At 59.7% G+C, this 20,768-nt stretch carries 16 protein-coding genes; 11 read left to right on the top strand and 5 right to left on the bottom strand.

Annotated elements, in window-relative coordinates; all coding sequences use genetic code 11:
- Positions 1–149 precede the first annotated feature (149 nt).
- Entirely contained in the window at positions 150–1,178 is a 1,029-nt protein-coding gene (locus ARGLB_RS22790; protein WP_245531522.1) for a glycosyltransferase, read from the bottom strand.
- 153 nt (positions 1,179–1,331) lie between these two features.
- Between ARGLB_RS22790 and ARGLB_RS22795 the strand changes: the two genes are divergently transcribed.
- The 3 genes from ARGLB_RS22795 (at position 1,332) to ARGLB_RS22805 (ending at position 3,549) form a co-directional block, all read left to right on the top strand.
- A complete protein-coding gene (locus tag ARGLB_RS22795; protein WP_245531523.1) occupies positions 1,332–1,859 on the top strand; it encodes an LbetaH domain-containing protein in 528 nt (175 codons plus the stop codon).
- Between the two features lie 410 nt (positions 1,860–2,269).
- Positions 2,270–2,971 carry a glycosyltransferase gene (locus tag ARGLB_RS22800; protein ID WP_003802666.1) on the top strand — a complete coding sequence of 234 codons (702 nt, stop codon included), beginning with the start codon at positions 2,270–2,272 and terminating at the stop codon, positions 2,969–2,971.
- A gap of 2 nt (positions 2,972–2,973) precedes the next feature.
- Positions 2,974–3,549, top strand: coding sequence for an acyltransferase (locus ARGLB_RS22805; RefSeq protein WP_003802668.1), 576 nt, complete (start codon positions 2,974–2,976; stop codon positions 3,547–3,549).
- 1,640 nt (positions 3,550–5,189) lie between these two features.
- Here ARGLB_RS22805 and ARGLB_RS23260 read toward each other — a convergent pair.
- The 3 genes from ARGLB_RS23260 to ARGLB_RS11805 all read right to left on the bottom strand — a co-directional run bounded on the left by ARGLB_RS23260 (position 5,190) and on the right by ARGLB_RS11805 (position 8,591).
- Positions 5,190–6,251, bottom strand: coding sequence for a glycosyltransferase family protein (locus ARGLB_RS23260; protein ID WP_139023325.1), 1,062 nt, complete (start codon positions 6,249–6,251; stop codon positions 5,190–5,192).
- A gap of 110 nt (positions 6,252–6,361) precedes the next feature.
- Positions 6,362–7,867: a tyrosine-protein kinase domain-containing protein gene (locus ARGLB_RS22815; RefSeq protein ID WP_003802675.1), complete on the bottom strand. Its 1,506-nt coding sequence runs from the start codon at positions 7,865–7,867 to the stop codon at positions 6,362–6,364.
- Between the two features lie 256 nt (positions 7,868–8,123).
- Entirely contained in the window at positions 8,124–8,591 is a 468-nt protein-coding gene (locus ARGLB_RS11805) for an Lrp/AsnC family transcriptional regulator (RefSeq protein ID WP_003802677.1), read from the bottom strand.
- Between the two features lie 158 nt (positions 8,592–8,749).
- Here ARGLB_RS11805 and pdhA point away from each other — a divergent pair, with 158 nt between their 5' ends.
- From pdhA to ARGLB_RS11850, 8 genes are all read left to right on the top strand, one after another.
- Positions 8,750–10,006, top strand: coding sequence for a pyruvate dehydrogenase (acetyl-transferring) E1 component subunit alpha (pdhA, locus tag ARGLB_RS11810; protein WP_003802679.1), 1,257 nt, complete (start codon positions 8,750–8,752; stop codon positions 10,004–10,006).
- The gene (locus ARGLB_RS11815) at positions 10,003–11,115 is read left to right on the top strand and encodes an alpha-ketoacid dehydrogenase subunit beta (RefSeq protein WP_003802681.1); all 1,113 of its coding nucleotides are present in this window, start codon (positions 10,003–10,005) and stop codon (positions 11,113–11,115) included. Before pdhA ends, ARGLB_RS11815 begins: the two co-directional genes overlap by 4 nt.
- 4 nt (positions 11,116–11,119) lie before the next feature.
- On the top strand, positions 11,120–12,676 hold the full coding sequence (locus ARGLB_RS11820; RefSeq protein WP_003802683.1) for a dihydrolipoamide acetyltransferase family protein: 1,557 nt from the start codon (positions 11,120–11,122) through the stop codon (positions 12,674–12,676).
- Positions 12,677–13,063: 387 nt separating this feature from the next.
- Positions 13,064–13,888 (top strand): MBL fold metallo-hydrolase, encoded by an 825-nt coding sequence (locus ARGLB_RS11825; RefSeq protein ID WP_003802685.1) that lies wholly within the window; start codon positions 13,064–13,066, stop codon positions 13,886–13,888.
- A 1,119-nt stretch (positions 13,889–15,007) separates the two neighbouring features.
- The gene (locus tag ARGLB_RS11835; protein WP_043418880.1) at positions 15,008–16,249 is read left to right on the top strand and encodes a MinD/ParA family ATP-binding protein; all 1,242 of its coding nucleotides are present in this window, start codon (positions 15,008–15,010) and stop codon (positions 16,247–16,249) included.
- 235 nt (positions 16,250–16,484) lie between these two features.
- On the top strand, positions 16,485–17,162 hold the full coding sequence (locus ARGLB_RS22430) for an SGNH/GDSL hydrolase family protein (RefSeq protein ID WP_280959905.1): 678 nt from the start codon (positions 16,485–16,487) through the stop codon (positions 17,160–17,162).
- Positions 17,163–17,178: 16 nt separating this feature from the next.
- Positions 17,179–17,802: an SGNH/GDSL hydrolase family protein gene (locus ARGLB_RS11845; RefSeq protein WP_003802694.1), complete on the top strand. Its 624-nt coding sequence runs from the start codon at positions 17,179–17,181 to the stop codon at positions 17,800–17,802.
- 89 nt (positions 17,803–17,891) lie between these two features.
- A complete protein-coding gene (locus ARGLB_RS11850; RefSeq protein WP_043418882.1) occupies positions 17,892–19,310 on the top strand; it encodes a hypothetical protein in 1,419 nt (472 codons plus the stop codon).
- Positions 19,311–19,344: 34 nt separating this feature from the next.
- On the opposite strand, the gene ARGLB_RS11855 is transcribed toward ARGLB_RS11850, so the two are convergent.
- Positions 19,345–20,580, bottom strand: coding sequence for a glycosyl hydrolase family 28-related protein (locus tag ARGLB_RS11855; RefSeq protein WP_175304987.1), 1,236 nt, complete (start codon positions 20,578–20,580; stop codon positions 19,345–19,347).
- Positions 20,581–20,768 lie beyond the last annotated feature (188 nt).

Consider the following 20,768-nt stretch of genomic DNA (forward strand, 5'->3'; position numbering starts at 1 on the left):
CAGACAATGTTTCACGCCTGAAACGCTGGCCATTAGTGCCGAGTTCAATAGCCCGTGAACGGTCTTGGCTAAGGGCCTCGGCGGCAGCAACCAGAGCCGATGGGTCGTCAGCATCGACTCGGACACCTCCCTGTGACCTTTCTAACTCCTCAGCTGTGACGCTGCCTGCGTCGGTGGCAGCCAAAACGGGGACTCCCGTACTGAAATACGAGGTCAATTTGCTTGGCACCGACATATCGCGAACACCCGGCAGTTCGTTCACTAGTAAGGACGTCGGCAGCCGATAACGCGGCCTGAAATTCTGCCTGTGGAAGTGGATCGATGAAAGTCAGGTTGGCGATGCCCTGGCCACTTCGCATGAGCGCGGGGCGCTGGTTCCCGTCGCCCATAAGAACAAAACGAGTCGAGGAACCGATCAAGCTCGCGTGTTTTGCCGCGGCGACAACATTCTCCAGCCCTTGCTTCTTGCCCATGTTGCCAGCGTGAAGCACTATTGTCTCCTCATCTAACCAGCCCAGACTTTTTCTTGTAGCCAGCCGGTCTGTCTCTGGAGGTGTCGGCAAATGTGTCCAGTTTCGGATCACTTGTACATCTTGGGGTGACAATCCAAGTTCGTCGACGATATGGCGTGCAAAGCGCTCGTGAATGGCTACGACTCCGTCTGCCATGCCAAGAATGCCCGCTTCAACTCTGGCAGCCAGTTTGCCCAGCCCGCTTGCTTGACCGGTCTCCACAAGGCCGCGGCTGTAAAGATCCTGCACCCACACAGCCGTGGCGGGACGACGAGCACCGAATCGGGCGCGTACCAAAGCGATGGCCGTCGAAAACAGGGCAGGACTGACTAGCACAACGACATCAGGCTGTTCCCAACGAGAAAATAGGAGTCGAAGCCCGAAGCTCAGCTCCATATGAAGGCGCTTGAGACCGGTCGGCCGGTGAGGAACATGGTGTCGGAGCCGTTTTACTCGAATGCCGTTCATGACTTCTGCCTGTGACCAACCTCGGAATCCAGGATGTACGCGCCATCCGGGATAATGGGGGTAACCAGTCAGCACGCGGACGTCGTGGCCCTTCGCTGACAGGCCCTCAGCAAGGCTGGTGGTGTAAGGGGCGTTTCCGGAGGGCTCAGGCGAGTAATGGAGCCCCAGGATGGTGATCTTGAGTGGAGATTTTTTCACAGGTGTAACAATAGTGGCCAGACGTATGGCGACTTGCGTAGAGGGGGAAGCGTGAAGGAAGAGTCGGAGTCCCGTAGCCCATCTGGACAGGTTCCTCGGGTAATTGATCTGTCTCAGGCGCCAGGAGAGCGGAAGGCCTGGGACAAACCACGATTGATCGTTTATCTCTGGGCGCTGGTCGAGTTGCTTCTGGTAAGCAACCCATTTCAGATAAGTTCATCATTGCGGGTAAAGGCACTTCAGCTTTTTGGTGCTGAAATTGGGACGGGTGTTATTTTTCGACCGCGTACGCGGGTGAAGTTTCCTTGGAAGCTTCATGTAGGCGACCGCTGTTGGATAGGTGAGGGGGTGTGGATCCATAATCAGGATCATGTCTATGTAGGGAGCGACGTAGTCCTGTCGCAGGATGCCTTCCTGACAACTGGCAGTCATTCCGTTAGAACCGACATGGGCCTTGTCACGAAACCCATTAGGATCGGAAACGGGGCCTGGATTACATCGCGTTGCATTGTGCTCGGAGGTGCGACCATCGGAGAGGCGGCCATCATTACACCCAACACGGTTGTGCGTACAGGGCTGTACGTGCCTCCTGAGTCAATTTTTGGCCAACCAGATCCGCAAATTCTGGGTTCACGTTATAAGCCTTCTCTGGCAGAAAACGAAAGTGGAGATCGCAATTGAATTCCAGGCGAAGCTTATCGCGGAAGTATGTGCTGTACCTGGCTGTACTGCCCAAATATCGAACTGAATGCATGACACTGCTGAGACAAAAGATGGGCAATGATCTAAGCATTTATGTGAGTCCAGAACATTTGGACCCCTCGGTACGCACCGGAGTTCCCGGGGACTTCTACAAGTCTGTTTCGTTGCACAGGGTCTTGGGGAAGCGAGCCTTCATCCAAACGGGCTTCATCGGACAAGCCATGTCGGCTCAGACGTCTGTCATAGACCTCAATCCCAGGAGTTTGACCGCTTGGATTATTCTCACTGCTCGGCTGTTGTTACGGCGTAGGACACTGGTCTGGGGTCACATCCATCCCCAAGCCGGGGTAACGGCACGTACCGCGGGCCTGAGACGTCTTATGAGACGTATGTCCGCTGGCACGATTTCCTACACATATAGGGATGCGGAGAAGGCCAAGCACGATTTGCCCGGAGCTCCTGTCTGGACTGCACCCAATTCTCTTTATCGCAACGACGATATCGAGCCAGCAGCGGCAAGCGCACCTTACGGCAGGACCGACATCATCTACGTTGGACGTTTTGCGCCGTCGAAAAAAGTGAAGCTCCTGATACAAGGTTTTGCGGAAGCAGCTAAGTCAGCGAATGACATTCGATTGAAGCTCATCGGAGGTGGGGCCGAAGAAGACGAGCTTCGCGCGCTGGCAAAACTGCTTGGCGTTGAGGATAAAATAAGCTTCCCGGGGTGGATTGACGACTTGGGAGAACTACGTACCCACTACTCCACAGCCTTTTGCTCTGCATCCCCAGGATTCGCCGGACTGGGGCTCACTCAGAGTTTGGGTTTTGGTATCCCCATGATCGTCGCCAGGGACGAGCCGCACTCCCCGGAAATTGAGCTGGAAGAAACCGGTGCAGTTCACTATTTTGACTCAGATTCTCCTCTGGCTCTGTCAACCGCCATCCTAGCGCTCTGGAAGGACCGGGCTAAGTTGCCGGACACAGAAGCATCCGCCTTCACTAAACGGAGGTACTCTGCGGAGGCAATGGCGGAGGGGATCGAGTCGGCGTTGCTGGACCGGCAACCTCGCGATATTTATGTGGAAGCATAGCCATGGACAATGAGACACGGTCAATGATCCCGAGCTGGATGTACGGTGCTATTCGGTCGCTCATGCGGCGAATCTCGGTTCATGGAAATGTGGTTGTCGGCAAGAACTTCCGCGTCGGGCGAGGCGCTATCGTCGGAGCCCCCCACGAGCTGCGTATAGGAAATGACGTGGCAATAGGACCTCGCAGCGTTGTGCAGGTGAACGGAAGTATCGGCGATTATGTGCTCATCGGCATGCATGTCCAGATAATCGGCAGGGAAGATCACGAAATCTCTGAAATCGGAATCCCTATGACTTTTGCGACGTGGGTTGGCAACCGTAGAGCGCGTCCGCGAGATGTAGTGGATATTGGTCGTGATGTTTGGATAGGCGCTTCGAGCATTATTCTCGGCGGTGTGTCGATCGGTGAAGGGTCGGTCATTGGAGCAGGCGCTGTGGTCACTCGCGACGTGCCCAGTTATTCAATTGTGGTTGGAAACCCAGCGCGAGTGGTGGGGCGTCGATTCAAGGACGAGAAGGAACGGTCGAGCCACGGGCAACTATTGACAGAACTAAGCGGCCAAAGGCATACCGACTGATCCCGCCCAATACATGTGGCAAACTCGATATGTGCCAAGGTTAGTGGCAACGGTGCTGAGGTGTCAGTGTTGGTGTCTCGGTCACCGCATTGCCAGAGTGCGCTTGTATTTCGGTCGCGACGATCAGGGCCCTTTAATGGGCCTATGCGGTAGCGCTTTGAGTATCTAGTTCGGCCCTCATGTCGGGCTTCTCGTAATTCGGCCCAATAGCGGCCGGCTAGACCGGTGGCGGATGCTGGGCCTTCTGCGGGATGGTTTCGCCGGTTGGCTCATTACCGAGCCGAGCGTTCGGCCTTGGTGAAAGGGAATTCCCAATGTGCCGAATTGATTCGCGGCCCTCGTTGACAGGGCCAGCCGGCTGTTATCTGATTGCAGCCCGTGAAGAGTGACGGCCAATGATTATTCTCGGAGTCCGCGTTCCTCGAATCATTATTGCGAGGAGCATTAGGATGACCAACTGAAGAACGCAATAGGCCAGGGCGGCTCCCGCTGCGCCTGCTTGCCACGTTAAGAATGCGACAAGAAGTAATTGGACGGCGACGCCAGTCATCGTGATCACTGAAACTGCACGGTCGCGGCCCAAGGCCTGTAGAAAGGCCGCGAGCGGTTGATTTAGAACGGCCCCAATCGTTCCGAGGGCTAAGATGCGTAGTATATTTCCGGAGCCTCGATATTCAGCTCCTACAAGCAGGCCAACAATTGGATCAGCGAAAATGGCGACCGACACGCACATGAAAACTGCGACAAGGACGAGTGAAGCACTGCGGCGTAAGTGCGGCCACGCTGCAGCCCACGAATCATGCCTTGCTACCAATGGTGCCGCGGAAGTTGTGAATGCTCCGGCAAGCAAGCTCATGGGTTGAGTCCACCTGTTCACGGCTCCATACAGTCCAGCCGCGGCAGGCCCACCAACCATGCTCATAATGGAAAGATCCAGAGATTGTGCGCTTACTGCAGCGGAGGAAAGGCCATAGTAGCCAGATTTATTCCAGGGGTTCGTCCTAAAGCTGAGCCGCAGGCGCGGCCGCAGGGTTCGCCCCAGCACCCATCGCGACATCACGGAAGCAGCGATCGGCCCGATGGTGAGACTTCCCCATAGTGCGAAAACCGTGGAAAGGGAGAGCATGTTGAAGATGACAAAAACGCCGCCTGCGACGACTCGATCGGTCAACATGGATATCGCAACCAGGTCTAACCGAGCGGCAGCTCGTAGGGGAACCGCGAAGCTCTGACTAACTAGGACTGACCACCCTATGGGGCCGGCAATCCAAAGCATTGATTCAGGCGCGAAAGCCTGCAGACCAAAGCACCAACAACTGAGTGCCAAGAATCCGACGGCGAGCTTAGCAGTGAGTCTGTGCCCCAGTGTCCGAGAGTTCATTCTGGAAGCTGCCGATTCCCGGACCCAGAGGTTGTTTGATCCGAAGTCGAGAAATCCGGCCAGCGTTGTGCCAATTCCGATGGCAGCGACAGTCGGCCCTAGTTCCTCGGGCCCTACAGATCTGGCCGTCCATATATACATGACCGCCACAATGACCTGCCCCAGCCCTGTGCCGGCGGCGAGCATCAGGGTCTGAGTGAAGAGCCCCCGTTGCTTCTTCTGGCGCCGAGACCTTCGAGACTCGGATACCGTCAATTCGCTAGCCAACTGGCAGTAGCGCTTTCAGAAAGGAGTCGCTACCGGTGGCAATCCTAGCCCCACTTCCGTTGGAGGCCCGGGCGTGATTCATCGCATCTGCAATTGCGTCAGCTTCCAACTCTACCCACTCGGCTAGGCCAGCTAGCCCCTCAGTGTCGACCCGGAGGCTTCGCGCTCCGGCCGCGAGAACGCGAGTCCCAGCACAAGCCGCCTTACCGAGGAGGCCACTCGGCCCTTCATTTGAGTGGGCGAGGAGGAGGCAATCGGCAACCGTAACAGCGGCGTCCAATTCTCTGTCGCTTAGCGTGCGATCAACAACGACAACGTTTACCCCGGCGCCCTCGGCTTCCTGAACTGCTGCGTCGACTTCTTGTCGGATCGAGGGCTCGATCTTGCCGGCGATGACGAGGCCGACGTTCATTCTGCTGATTCGCGAGATGCTGTCGGCCAGGAGCGGAACGTTTTTCCGGGGCGTAATGGCACCAAGCACCGCAAACCAGTACTTTGAACTGTCTAGGCCCCAGTCCATGCGAATGGCTTCGACGTCTGCTGACGAACAGGAAAGCTGGACGGGATCAACTGCAACTCGCAACGCCGACTTGCCGGACCAGGTAGCGGACTTCAAGACGGCAAGGTCCACACCGGGAAGAAAAGCGGCTCTTCCAACGATTGCCTTCTTTGCCCCGTTCTTCAGCCAGCGGAGGATCCGCGGCCCTGGATGCTGAACCGACTCTCTCATAATCAGAACGGAGAGGCGCCCCGCGCCGCGCCAGCTTCCCCGCTTGGCTAGTTCAAGAGCCAAGCCATCACCGTCCGTGACTACTGTTCTAGACGCATTGACTCTCTTGCTTGTCTCCTCTAGAGCATTGAGACCAAAGTTAGCGATCTCTATAAAAGAAACCCTGCCAAGCAAATCTGACAGGTGTACCCGAAATTCAGCGGAGTCGACGGCGTCAGAGGGCAGAGCAACATGGACCAATTGATCTCTGCGGAGCGCCTCCTCTGCGAGAACTCTGACGTAAGCTAGCCGGTGACCCGAGAACCGTGGCTCGGCCAAGAGCACATTTGGTGTCCCAAGCGGCCTAGATACGCTTGGCATTCGCGCGGCTGATTGCATGAAGTTTGACAGTTTCTTGGGGGGACGAAGGAGGCTTGGGCTCGGCAGTTCCGGGCTCAACGGCTTGCTCCGCTGTGCGGAAACTTCGTCGCTGGAGCAGGGTCGTCACTGCCTATTGTCTCGTCGAAGCGCCTGACGGATCGCCGACCTTGACTCAGTGATGTACCGGATGCGACGGCGACATCCGAGCCGTGGAAGGCTTCTGGCGGCTCGTCTGTGCTGGAGTAGTAAGAGTAGGTGTAGGCATCTGGCCCCTTGGCAGGCAGTCTATTGAGTACTAGTCCAAGCACGTTTGCGCCCACTAGTTCGAGGCTCTCGAGTGACTTTTGAACATCGTGCTGCTTTGTTTTTTGAGAACCTACTACAACTACAACTCCGCCCACATGCTGGGCTAAAACTGCCGCGTCCGTAACAGGGAGCAGCGGCGGTGCGTCGATGATGATTGTATCGAAGGCGCTTTCGAGCCGGACGATTAGTTCTTTCATCTCAGTTGAACCCAAGAGTTCGCTAGGGTTAGGCGGTATCTGGCCCGACGTGAGTACGAAAAGGTTGTCGTCGCCCCAAGGCTGAAGCAGGAGATTTACGTCTGCTGCGCCTACCAATGCTGTAGTCAAGCCCGCGTTGCGTTCCAGACCCAAGTACTCATTGACCATGGGACGGCGCAAATCCGCATCGATGAGACAAACAGACTGTCCCGCTTGGGCAAGCGCAATGGCCAGATTGGTGGCCGTCGTGCTTTTGCCCTCGCCAGGCAACGAAGAGGTCATGAGTACGGTACTTGCATGTCCCGTGACGTTTGCAAATTGCAGATTTGTGCGAAGCTGACGGAATGATTCCGCCCGAGGACTTTGCGGACCTGCCTGCGTTAGCAGCGGACGATCCATTGCGGACTGGTCGAATGCGATACCGCCAAGTAAGGGGGCTGAGGTCACTTTCCGAAGGTCGGCTTCGCCGCGAATCCGATTGTCCATATTGCTGCGGAGAAGGGCGCTCGCGACTCCAAGGATTAGACCCACCAGTAGCCCCAGCAAAATGTTTAGTTTTGTATTAGGGGCGGAAGGTGCGGAGGGAGCCTCGGCCGGCGTGATTATTGAAAGGCTGATTGGCGACGTTCCGCCGGTTTTTGGCTTTTCAAGGGTGTCGACAGCCTTGATCAGGCTGTCAGCTACGGCCTGAGCCACAGCCGACGCCTGCACTGGTGACGAATCAGCTACCGAAATATTGATGAGGACCGTATTTAGATCCGAGGTTGCCTTTACCCTTTGAGCGAGATCATTTACGGAAGTTTCCAAGCCGAGCGTATCTATGACAGGCTTTAGGACGATGGGGGTCGCAACTGTTTTTACATAGGACTGAACGCGGGCCTGGCTGAACGTGTTCCCCTGTTGGAGTTCTTGCGCTGAACCGGAGTTTTGAATCGCCACGAAGAGTTGTGTTTCAGCCGTATACGTCGGTCTAATGAGGATTGAGGCCGCTCCTCCTAGGAGGATCCCGGCCATTGAGGCTGCGGCAATCAAGATCCAGTTGCGGCGCAGGATGTGCAAATAGTCGCGTAGGTCCAAACCGGAGCCCCCTCGGTGGTTGACTGACACCAGCCGAGCGGCAAGGCGCCAGAACGGCAATATTCGTGCGGTCGTACCAATCATAACCGCTGGCCGTAGGCCTCATGTCTTCGATGAATGGGCCGTGCCACAATGGTGTCAAGACCAATTCCAGATTGGTATGAGCGCACTCGCTCGGACATGAAGCCCCTTAGTGCTACGTATGAAACATAGGCATGGGTCGAACTTGAAAGCAGTTCGGGTTTTGGATCAGTGGTTACCGCGTATCAACATCCTCAAACACCAAGAACGTCTGTGTATCCAGTACGCCAGCCATGGACTGCAGTTGATCGAAGATCACTCGCTTTAGATGCACGTTGTCCACGGTCCTCACAAGAAGGATGACGTCAAAGTCCCCTCCTACGAGTGCGATGTGGTGGATCTCGGGGATTGCCCGGAGCTGCTCCCGCAACTCCCGCCATGAGTGCTGCTGCACCTTGAGCGTCACGTAGGCCGATGACTTCAAGCCGGCCTTGATCGGATCGACAAGTGCGGTGAACTTCGTCAATACACCCTGGCCAGTAAGCCGGGCAATCCGTGTGTAGGCGTGCGCCCGAGAAATATGGACGTTCTCCGCCACCTGTGTCACGGACATCCGGCCGTCCCTTGTTAGCTCAGCAATTATGTTGCGGTCCACATCGTCCAAAGACGCCGCTGACTGTTCCTCTTCGTCCGGTTCAGCCATTCGTCTACAACCTCGCCACTTACACAGCTCACAATTACGATTTGTCTTTCAGGATAGGAGAGATCAACGTACTTCTCCACAGTTAGCCGCGCCACTAGATACGAAACATCGTCCGGGACGATACTGAAAGTGAATAGTGGCTATAGAAGGACGGACCAATGACGATCTCCGCAGACCACACTGCCCCCGGGACGGCGCAGGCTCAACCCGGACCTGAGCAGGCCGAGGATATATATCTGCCCGGCGCAGCAGCCGAGGCGGTACGCAAATTCGGCATCACCGCCGAGGACTACATGCTGCCGGCCCGCCACCAGATCCAGATGGTGGACCAGGACGGCAACCTGAAGCACCATTCCGAACAGGGTACTGAACCCGGCCACGAGTACCCGCTGCCTGGTGATCACGAACTCCTTACCGCCTATGCGCAGCTCGTTATAGGGCGCCGCGTCAACGACCAGAACTCGGCCTTGGTGCGGCAAGGCCGCATGGCGGTCTACCCCTCAAGCCAGGGGCAGGAGGCTTGCCAAGTTGCGGCCGCACTGTGCCTTGCCGAGGGCGACTGGATGTTCCCCACCTACCGCGATGCCGTTGCAGTCATGGCGCGCGGTGTGGACCCTGTCCAAGCCATGACCATTTTCCGGGGCGACTGGCACGGCGGTTACGACCCCCTTGAACACAAGGTCGGGATCCAGTGCACGCCCCTCACCACCCAGCTGCTCCATGCGGTAGGCGTCGCCCATGCCGCCAAGCTCCGCGGCGAGGACACCGTGGTCCTGGCCATGTGCGGTGACGGCGCGACCAGCGAGGGCGACTTCCATGAGGCCTTGAATTTCGCCGCCGTCTTCCACCTGCCTGTGATCTTCTTCGTGCAGAACAACCAGTACGCCATCTCCGTGCCGCTGGCCCACCAGTCCGTCGCTCCCTCGCTTGCGCACAAGGCGGTCGGTTACGGCATGGCCGGCGAACGGGTGGACGGCAACGACGTCGTCGCGCTCCTCGCTGTCCTGGACCGTGCGGTCAAGCTCGCCCGTGAGGGCTCCGGCCCGCTCCTGGTGGAGGCGCACACCTATCGTATGCAGGCCCACACCAACGCCGACGACGCCACCAGATACCGGCAGGACAGCGAAGTCGCCCTGTGGACGGCGCGGGATCCGCTGAGCCGTATGCGCACCTACCTTGCGGGCAGGGGACTGCTGGACGACGACGGCGAAGCCCGGATCGCGGAAAAGGCAGAGTCGGTTGCGACGCAACTCCGTAACGGCCTGGGCGAAGACGTGCCCGTCGATCCCCAAGATCTGTTCAGGTACGTCTTCTCATCGCCGACACCACAACTGAAGGAACAGGCAGCCCTCCTCGCCGACGAACTCGCCCGCGACGCCGCCGGCGCTGCATCCACTGCGGAGGCCTCCGAATGAGCCCCAGCATCACCACCTCCTCCGAGGCGAACGGCAACGTCAGCTCCGCCACAGCCCGGGCAGCCGCCTCGGCCGCGGCCACTGCGGGCGCGGCAGGTCCGCAGCCTGTCACCATGGCCAAGGCACTGAACACGGCCATGGTGCACGCGATGCAGTCAGACAAGTCGGTTCTAGTGTTCGGCGAGGACGTCGGCAAACTGGGCGGCGTCTTCCGCATCACCGACGGCCTCATGGCCACCTTCGGAGAGCAGCGCTGCTTCGACACCCCGCTGGCCGAGTCCGGCATCGTCGGCATGGCCGTGGGCATGGCGATCAACGGCATGCGCCCGGTCGTCGAGATGCAGTTCGACGCCTTCGCCTACCCGGCCTTCGAGCAGATCGTCAGCCACGTGGCCAAGATGCATAACCGCACCAAGGGCAAGGTGAAGCTGCCCATGGTCATCCGTGTTCCCTACGCCGGCGGCATCGGGGGAGTGGAGCACCACTGCGACTCCTCCGAGTCCTACTACGCCCACACCGCAGGGCTGAAGGTCTACACGCCCGCCACCGCGGCCGATGCCTACCGCATGCTCCGCGAAGCCATTGATTCGGACGACCCCGTGATGTTCATGGAGCCCAAGAAGCTCTACTGGTCCAAGGACCTGGTGGACCTGGAGCGTCTCCGTGAGGACTATGAAGCGAAGGCGGACCGCGGGACGTCGATGGAGGGGCGCGCCGCCGTCGCCCGCTCTGGCACCGACGCGACGCTCATCGCCTATGGCCCATCCGTCCCGGCGGCCCTTGCCGCGGCCGCCGCGGCCGCTGAAGAAGGGCGATCGCTCGAGGTCGTCGACATCCGCACCATTGTTCCGTTCGACGACGAAACCGTGGCCGCCTCCGTCCGGAAGACCGGCCGTGCCGTGGTGATCGCCGAGGCGCATGGGTTCGCGTCGGTGTCGTCGGAGATCGTGGCGCGGGTCCAGGAACGCTGCTTCCACTATCTGGCGGCACCGATCCGCCGCGTCACAGGATTCGACGTTCCCTATCCGGCACCGAAGCTCGAGCACTACTACCTGCCCGGCGTGGACCGCATCCTCGACGCCGTTGACGACCTCCAGTGGGAAGACTGATCCGATGACTGCAACTAAGGTATTCCTCCTGCCCGACCTCGGCGAAGGCCTCACCGAAGCCGAACTCGTGAACTGGCTCGTGGCCGTCGGCGACGAGATCCGGGTGGATCAGCCCATCGCCGAAGTCGAGACGGCGAAGTCCGTAGTGGAAGTTCCGTCCCCCTATGCCGGCACCGTGGCAGGACTCCACGGCGAACCTGGCCAGACCTTGGACGTAGGAAAGCCCCTAATCTCGGTGACGCCGTCTATCGAGCCTGTCGAAACCGGGACGCCGTTGGTTGAGCCTGTCGAAACCGAGTCTGCCGAAACCACGACGCCACTGGTTGAGCTTGTCGAAACCGAGCCCGTCGAAACCAAGGAATCGGCAGCCGCCGAAACCTACCGCGCCGAAGAAAAAGCGGGGTCCGGCAATGTCCTCATCGGCTATGGAACGCCGGGAGGGACTTCAACGTTCCGACGAACCCGTCCCAGTCGCGCCTCCGCGGTTTCGACAAGCTCAACCAGGAGTACGCCGTCTGTCGAAACTGAAGGCGCCGGCGCCAAGCTCACCACTTCGGCGGACGACGCCCTGCTCCTCCGCACTCGAGTTCCCGGAAAGCTGGGCGCTGTGATCTCACCGCTGGTCCGTCGAATGGCGAAAGAACATGGTGTGGACCTGGGACACATGCAGGGCTCCGGAGAGAGTGGCCTAATCATGCGTCGGGACGTCGAAGCTGCCATAACTAAAACGCCCGTCAAGCCTGCCCAAGGGCCGCTGGTTGAGCCTGTCGAAACCAAGGCTTTCGAAACCGGACACCCGCAGGCTGTCGAATCCAAGTACACCATCGATGCCCGCACAGGCCTCGGCATCACGAAACGCACCCCTGTCCGCGGCGTACGCAAGGCCGTGGCCGCCAACATGACACGCAGCCGGTCCGAAATTCCTGAGGCCACGGTCTGGGTAGCCGTCGACGCAACAGCGCTGGTTGAGCTTCGCGCGGACCTCAAGAAGACCGAGGTTCACAACACGCCCGGCCTGCTCGCGTTCATTGCCCGCTTTGTCACGGCAGGCTTGAAGAAATACCCGGCCTTGAATACGCGCTTTGTCAGCACCGAAGACACTTCAGGCGGCGAGTCCCAGGAAATTATGGAGTTCGACGGGGTCAACCTCGGCTTCGCAGCGCAAACGGATCGAGGATTAGTGGTCCCATCCATACGCAATGCGGACAAGCTGAGTGCAAAGCAACTGGACACAGAAATCAAGCGGTTGACCGCCATCGCACGAGACGGCAAGGCGACGCCAACGGACCTCGGCAGCGGGACCTTCACGCTGAACAATTACGGCGTCTTCGGAGTGGACGGTTCAGCAGCAATCATCAACTACCCGGAGGTGGCGATTCTGGGAGTTGGCCGGATCGTCGACAAACCTTGGGTAGTCGGCGGTGAACTCGCCGTCCGAAAAGCCACGGAGCTGACTCTGACCTTTGACCACCGTGTCTGTGATGGCGGAACAGCTGCGGGCTTCCTTCGCTACGTGGCCGACGCAATCGAATCCCCAACTTCACTGCTGGCCGACTTGTAGCCCGGAAATCGCCCGTTTCCCTTGGCGGACCTTCGCCGTCGCCGATCTCTTGCGGCGGCGAAGGTCGACGCGTCCTACAGTGTGGTGTCCGAATGATCACTGCAACGCACGGAGGCCACCAGACGGCCGCCGTCGTCGCTGTACGACGTGACGTGGTTGGTGATCGCGTTGCAAGTCTCGCAGTAGTTCCTGTGCTGTTTAGTCCCCATGTGCAGATCATACCCAGGATGGCATTTCCAACGAGTAAATTCAGCTCGGTGGCCTGTGGCCTTTGCCCGGGCGGGTGGCAAAGCAATTGCCCGATGTTCCCCAGCCAGATGGATAGAATCGAGGCCTGAAGACCGCAGATGCTCCCCAGCAGATGCTCCCCAGATGTACGGAGAAGAAATGTCACGATGGCTCGAGGCCGGCACGGACAACTATGTGCTGGTAACTGACGGTTCCAAGCTCAACACCGGCCTGATTGTTGGTACTGAACGGGCCATGGTGATCGATACCGGATGCGGGCCGCGGCAGGGGCAGGAAATCCTGCACGCCGTCCGCGAGAAGACGACTCTTCCCCTTGTTGTCGTCAACACCCACGCGCACTACGACCACTTCTTCGGCAACGCCGTGTTCGCTGAGGCCGGCGTCGAGGAGTTCTGGGCGCACGAAAACTGCGCCGAGGAGATCAGCGACAACGGCGACGCCCAGCGCAGCGAAGTCACGGACCTCGAACCGGAGATGGCCGCCGGCGCGGGCGAGAACGTGGAGCTGGTCGTTCCGAATGCGATTGTCCGCGACCAGCCCGTGCTCGTTGACCTCGGCGGACAGACCGTCACCCTCTTCTACCTGGGCCGTGGTCACACCGACGGCGATCTCCTGGTGGGAACCACGACGACCCTGTTCGCCGGCGACCTCGTGGAACAGGGATCGCACCCCTCCTTCGAGGACTCATACCCGGAGGAGTGGGCTGACGCTCTGCGGCACCTCTCAGCACTTCGCCATCGCTACGAATTCCTGGTCCCCGGGCACGGAGAGCCCTGCAGCGACCGGTTCGTTAAGACCATGGCGGACACCATGACGACGGCAGTCCGACAGGCCCGGCAGTCCATCCGGGACACTCCGGCAGATGCCACCAAAGCCATTCCCGTGCTGCCGTATGGGCCGGAGCAGTCCCGCTGGTTCATCAAGCGGCTGCAGGAGACCCGCCCCCAGCAGCGAACCGAGTAGTCTCTTCTTTCCCGGTACCTTGCGCCCGGAAAGACAGGTAGTGACTACGCTACTGGCGCCCCCCAGGCGTCCCTAGTTTTAGGTCATGAAGACAGGAATCGGTGCAGCCATCCGCCGCCTCATTGAGCAGCACATCGTGGCCGATGACCCATTGCCCGAGCGGTCCTGGCTGGACCAACAGGACATGCCGCGTGTGCAGGAGTATTTCAGGTCAGTAGTACCGGGCTTGCCCGTGGAACCGCTGCCGCCGCTTAGCGGCCCACACGCTGGGCGCGGCAGGCATCCGCAGCGACTTCGCCGCCGGCTGCGTGGCCACAGTGCTGGCAGCCACCGCGGCGACGGAAACTAGGACTCACGCCTAGATTGTGCCGTCTTGAGCATTCCTTGAGGAAACGCTGAGCTTTTCTTGATCTGCCGTACATAGCATCTTCCGCATGAGATCTCGCGCTGGCGGTCCTGGCAGCCACGACTGTGGTGGTGGTGCTGGCTCCCCGTAGATAAGGAACAAGGCGCCAAGCGCATAGGTTAATACTTGGCTGAAATTGCTAAAGGGCGTGTCCGGTTGGACAGCGCCCTAGACTGCTAAGTAGGCTGGCGATCGATCCAAAAAATGGGGGTCCATTCCCAGTCCCTTCGTCGCACGCTGAGTATCGTCGCTCTGGTGGGGTCGAAGGAGCTGCCGCTTACGGAGGTCTCAACCGTGGCTGTCACCGATTTTGTACTTGCGCTTTCCGTCCTGATGGGCAGTCTGCTGGTCCCGTTCGCCGGGCTTTACTGGATGCTCCGGCTCAAGCGTCGGGCCGTTGGGCCTGCCGCCATTCCCGTTTCTGAGGTTGCCCAAGGACGTGTGAATTAGCGTGCCATACATCGACATTAACCCGCACCGCAGCAGGCCCAAGTGGTGGGGCTACGTGGCTCTGGCCGTCCTCTTGGTGGCCACCATCGCCGTCGTGTCAGCAGCCCTGACGCACACCTAACGGATGCCGCTCCGGGCGCCTGGAGGGCTGTTGGCAAGGGTGCTGACCGTTGGGGCAGTTGCGAGCACCTAGAATGAATGCTTGAACCAAGCCAATCGACCACCGCAGCGGGACGCCGCTGCGAGCCCCGGGGGACTGAACCATGCCTGAACCAGCGGATAACCGATTAGCCGAGGCCGATACCGACACGGAGCAGCCCGAGCTCCGCCGCCGCTTCCGCCGTCGCAATGCCGACGGCTCCGACGCCTGGACAGGAACCTTTCCCGCCGTGACACCTGAGCCCACTGCACCGCCCCGTCCCCTCCGCAGCTCCTCATGGGCCGAAGCGGCCGCGGCCGCCGACGCGCTGTCCGACTCGCCGCCCGCCACGGCCGCCCCGCCGACGCCGGACCGCCAGCCTGCGGGCGCACCGTCGTCGCGTGTTCCGGAAAGCCTCCCGGAGCCTGAAGCGCCTACAGCGGACGCCGGTGCAATGCCGACGTCGTTTGTTCGCCAGCAGAAACCGCGACCGAAGAAGGGCTTTCGCGGCTTCCTGTACCGGGCCACCGGTGGCGCCTGGAACTTCGGCCCGAGCGCGCTGGAACGCGAAGAGGACGAGCTGGCGCGCCGGATCTCGCGCCAGCTGCAGGGCAGCTTCAACACCGCCGTGCTCAGCCTCAAGGGCGGCATCGGCAAGACCTCCACCACCGTGGGCGTGGGGCTCACCCTGGCCGAGTTCCGCGGCGACCCGCCCTGCGCCATCGACGCGAACCCGGACTCCGGCGACCTCGTGGAGCGCGCACTCGGAGAGGGCATCTACCAGAAGGCCATGCCGCGGACCATCACGGACCTCCTCAAAAACATCGACTCTGTCAACTCGCTGACCGAGCTGTCCCGCTACATGCACCACTCCGGCCGGCTGCACCTCATCGCCGGCGAGCAGGACCCCGAAGTGTCCGACTCGCTTACGGCTGAGGAATACTTGCGGATCCGCAAGCTCATCTCCAGCTACTACTCTGTGGCCCTGACCGACTGCGGCACCGGCGTGACGCACAACGCGATGAGCGGTATCCTGCAGTCGGCGGACAACCTAATCATCGCCGCCGGCTATGCCGTGAGCGGCGCCAAGCGTGCCCGTAGCACGCTCCAGTGGCTTTCCGGCCACGGCTACGAGGAACTTGCCCGCAACGCGATCGTGGTGATCACTGACAAGGACGAGGTCTCCAACCGCGTGGACAAGGATGCGATCGAGGAGCACCTAGCCGGCATGTGCCGGGAGCTTATCGCCGTGCCGCACGACAGGGGCGTGGCAGACGGCGATCTTGTCACGCTGGACCACTTGAAGCCGGAGACGCGGCGCGCGTACAAGGAAATTGCCGCGGCGATCGTGGACGGGTACCGTTAGCGGGTTCGCATCACGGGGCGGCATGGCATGACCACATCGGCAATCTAGGCGTTATACGAAGCCATGCGGCGGAATAACCGGTCCCGTGGCCCCCTTCGCTGACCGTAGAATTGTCTATGACAGTCTGACTTCGATGGGGGATGTGAGCCGGCGAATGCGGCATGGAACGAAGCTGAAGATGCTGGAGCTGATTTTAATCGGGATTGCAGCCGCGTGTGTTGCGGGATTCGCGCTGATGGGGCCAGTTTCTCCGCCTCCCGTGTCTGATAAGGTCGCGAACTATACTCCTCCGGCCCCGACGCAAGAGCCGCCGGCCCCGAAAGTCGTGGTATTCGGTGACTCTTTCGGGCAAGGGGCGGGTGCCTCTGACCGAACCATGGGTTGGATTGGTCGGCTCCAAAGGAACCAGGGATGGAATTTGACCAATCTCTCCCGCGGCGGAACGGGCTATAAGTCCAATGTCATGAAGCTAGCTGCGGCTCAGGAGTCGTGTCGGCTCGATCGGTGCCTCAACTATGTAGAGACTATCCCGGAAGCCAGGACCGTGGGCCCAGACGTAGTTCTTGTAACGGGAGGCCGCAATGACGCCAAGGTTGGGCCAGAAACGGAAACAGCCGCCATCGAGCGATTCTTCGAGACGCTGAGGAAGACTTTCCCCAGGGCGAAGATTATTGCTACGAACCCGCTTTGGGACAGCCGCCCTCGCCCTGATTCGATCGATAGAATGGCAGCAACGATCCGCGAAGCAGCGCAGGCTGCTGGCGGAACGTACGTCGACATTGGACAGCCGCTTGCCAGTCACCCTGAACTTATCGGTCCTGATGGCATCCATCCGACGGACGCCGGCCACGACGTAATCTTCGTCGCGATGCTCGAAAAGATGAAGTCTGCTGGCATAGCAGCGGCCCGGTAAACGTAAACTGATTCGCATGACTACTGGGGGATTGGTCGCCGTTGGCGACAGCGTCATCAACGGACATGGTGACAGCATGGCGGGCGTTCCCGCCTTGGGATGGCCCCAATGGCTAGCTGACGCCCTGGACCTTTCATACACCCGCTACGGGCGTGGCGGCGCTACATCTTCCGCCATCGTCGAGCAACTGATACCGCTGGTACGTAAGCGCTATGCGGTCGGGGTCTTCAACATGGGGACCAATGACGCTATCGGACAGTGGGATGCAGGCCGGTTCGAAAGCAACTTCCGTCAAGCCGCCAGGACTCTAACCGCCGCCTGCGATCAGGTAGTAGCCTTGACGGTTCCTGTCTCTCAAGAGGCAACAGACATCGTGCACCGCGTCTCAAGCGAGTGCGGAATCATTGTCGTCGACGCCGATGTCCGCGGCGCACGATTACTGAAGCCAGACGGTGTCCATCCGACCGCACTAGGCCATTTGGCAATCGCCGACCGTGCGGCCAGCGCGCTGGGTGCGCCGCGACCGTCCGCAATGGCTCGGAATGATGGTAAGGGACGAGTGGGCGTCAGGTACTCTGTCGAGTACGCCCTCGGCCGCCTCGTTCAGGCGCTGCGACAGGTAGCCCGCCGGATCCGTTAGCGAACCATGCGAGACGGGCGCACGTCATGATCTCGGCACATGCTTCTAAGCGATAATGGTTGTCGCTGAAAACCAAGTATGAGGGATAAGTGGATATAATATCGCGCTGGGCAGGCCAACGGCTTCTCTTCGTCGCTCTAGTCGCAGTAGCCGTTGTTGCCTTCCCTGTCGGCACTGTCGGAGTTATTGGCCTTGTCGTGCTTCTTGTGGTTGGGTCGCGAAAGCCCAAGCTGCTTTCCCCTCTTGTTGCTTTAGCCGGCATGTTCTTCATTCGCCCCAACGTCTGGGGCGAGGAATATTCGAACGTGGGCCTGATGCTCTTCCTTCTGGCAACTGGAATCGCATTCATCCAAGACCGGGGCCAATTTCTCTACGCCGAACGTGAGTACCGGCCGGTCAGAAGCCCATTATTTTGGGTGAGCCTGGCTTATCTCTGGCTGCTGCTGCGTGCCAGCTATCATGGGCTCGATACCGTTGGTCAAAGTATGAGTGGCTATGTGGCAACGGCGGCCTGCGTGCTGGCCGTGGTCGTGATTGTCGGAGACAAGGCGCGCCGAGGATACCTGGTAAAGGGCTTCGTCGCGGTCGTTTTCGCTGTCTCGTTGTCCTATGTCTGCACCGTCGGGCTGTGGGCTGTTATGGGTATTGGAACTGGCTCGGTTGGGACGATGATCATCGGGGCGTGGCCGACGCCACAGCCAATCTATTTCCCCTTCACGACCACGGTATCTACTCAGCCGATCCTGGGCTTTGTCGTGCCACGTTTTGTCGGGTTCGGACGCGAGCCCGGCTGGATGGCCATGTACGGGTGCGTAGCCTACTTCCTGCTCCCGTTAATCGGGTGGCGCAGCAAGATCGTCAAACTGGGTATCCTTGCTGGAGTACTCGGGACGGTATCAACTGCAGGGTTCGGTGTGCTGGCTTTCTGTCTCGCCGTAGACTTCACCGTCAACGGGCGATCTCGGACCTCGTTCGAAGGTGCCATGCGCATTTGCTTCGGCCTAGCCATGATCGCCTTCGCTATTTGGGCAGCTGTCTATGCTCCCGTCTTGGGATTCGGGGCTAAGGGCGAGCAGAACGGAATCTCCCTCTCCGAGCGTTCCATTGCCACCGATATGGGCTTTTGGGCCCTCCAGAATGATCCTTTCTCAGGTGGGCTAGCGGCAGACAAAGTCGGTGCTGTCAACCTCGTAGCGGCCATTGCGGCGTATGGACTCCCATTTTCAGTCTTGATGGGGCTGAGCACTATCGCTCCGCTGCGCCGCCACCCTCACGGCCGGCGATTGCTCCCAGTTCTGGCGGCCCTCGCACTCACGCTTCTCACGTCTCAGCCCGCTCTCGATTCTGCATGGGTATTCGCCCTTGCAGCGCTGGGTACGGCAGCGGCCCTAGATCCAGCCGAGATCCCGCAGAAGGAACCCCTGTTGGCCGCCAAGAAGTCGAATGTGCCTGACCACTACAAGCGACTGGCGGAGCAGCGAGCTAGAGCTGCTGCCACCAACTGCTAGGCGTGCTGACCAGGTCTTACCAGCCACTTAAAGGCTAAATGCGGATCGGGGTGGCGACACGATTGTTGGTTCCCCCGTCGCGCACAGCAAGCGCGTCCCCAACACCGGTGCCAAGCTGGCGGATTGTCGTCATCTCGTCGATGCGGCAATAGCTGGCAAGACCACTCAGCAAGGCTCCAACGGTGTCTTTAGTGGCCTGACCGCAGTCGCGTGCCATATTGGGGCCGATACGGCTGGCTTTGATGGAACCTGCCTGCCCAGAAAATTCGTACACTCCGCCCGGCGTTGAGGTGTCTCTGGTGGCGAACGCCCTCGTTGCAGTGTTGCCGTAGACGTTGATCGCCTCGTACAGGTGTGCGGCTAGGCGCATTTGGACACTCACTGCGGCCCGTCCGATGTCCTCGAACTGGTTGCTGTGGATGAGAATGTCACTGCCTCCATCTTCCAAGTGGATGCCGTCAAGAGCGGTGTTGGTGACCTTGATGTGTGAGATGACGCCGCGCTTGGCGGGCCCTGCTATTCCGATACCCAGACCGTTGCGCGATGTGGACAAGGCGTAGTTGCAAATGGTTCCATGGCTGAAGTTGAACTTTTGGAGCGAGCCGGTGGGTACGTTGATCTCCAGCCCGTCACCTGTCACACCTTGCCCATCGATGAGGAACCGGCTGATGTTCAGCCCGTTGATAATCGAGCTTGGATCCGTGATGATGCCATACTTTGCGCCTCTGGACTGGTAATCCGTGATCTCAGAATCGACGGATGAACCCGCTAGATAAACGCCACCTTCCGCGAAGCCGTTGACCTTGACATTAACGACCCGCGCCCCCGTGCTGTTGATGAGCCGGATCGGGTACGTAGTCTTCGTCGTGTTGGTCACGTCGATGCTGAGGTCGCGGACTGTCTGCCCGTACTGGGCAAGCTTGATGAGGTTGGAACCCAGTCCCGCCGAATTGGAGAACACCAAAGTGGTCAGTTCTGGACCGGCACCACGGATAGTTTGTCCAGCCAAGTATTCGATGCCGCCTTGGTCCAGCAGGTACCGGCCAGGCGGGAAGAAGATTTCACCGCCCGTTCCCACTGCGGTCTTCGCGTTGTTCAAGGCTACCCATGATGATGCAACACCCGTATTGTCTGCGTCGTAACCATGCGCCCGCATATCAATCTGCTTGGGTCCGCGCATATGGAAGGCCACACCGGTCACACGGTCCCGGTAATCCTTTTGTCCAAGGATGCCATTCGTAATCCCTAGCTGGTCTGTGCTGCGGTTCACGACATCTGTCTTCGGAGAATAGGTAGCCGATAGGTCAGGAAGCAGAGCTGGTGGGAGCTTTGCTGCCGTGTCCAGCGTTGCCACCCCTAGTGGGGCGCCCTTTTCGGACGCGGGAATGTATGTGGTGGAAGCAGCATTGTCACTCGTAGCGGCTTCGGCACTCGTAGCGGCGATAGCGGAAATTGCCG

Origin of the sequence: Arthrobacter globiformis NBRC 12137 (assembly GCF_000238915.1) — a bacterium.
GTDB classification, from domain to species: domain Bacteria; phylum Actinomycetota; class Actinomycetes; order Actinomycetales; family Micrococcaceae; genus Arthrobacter; species Arthrobacter globiformis.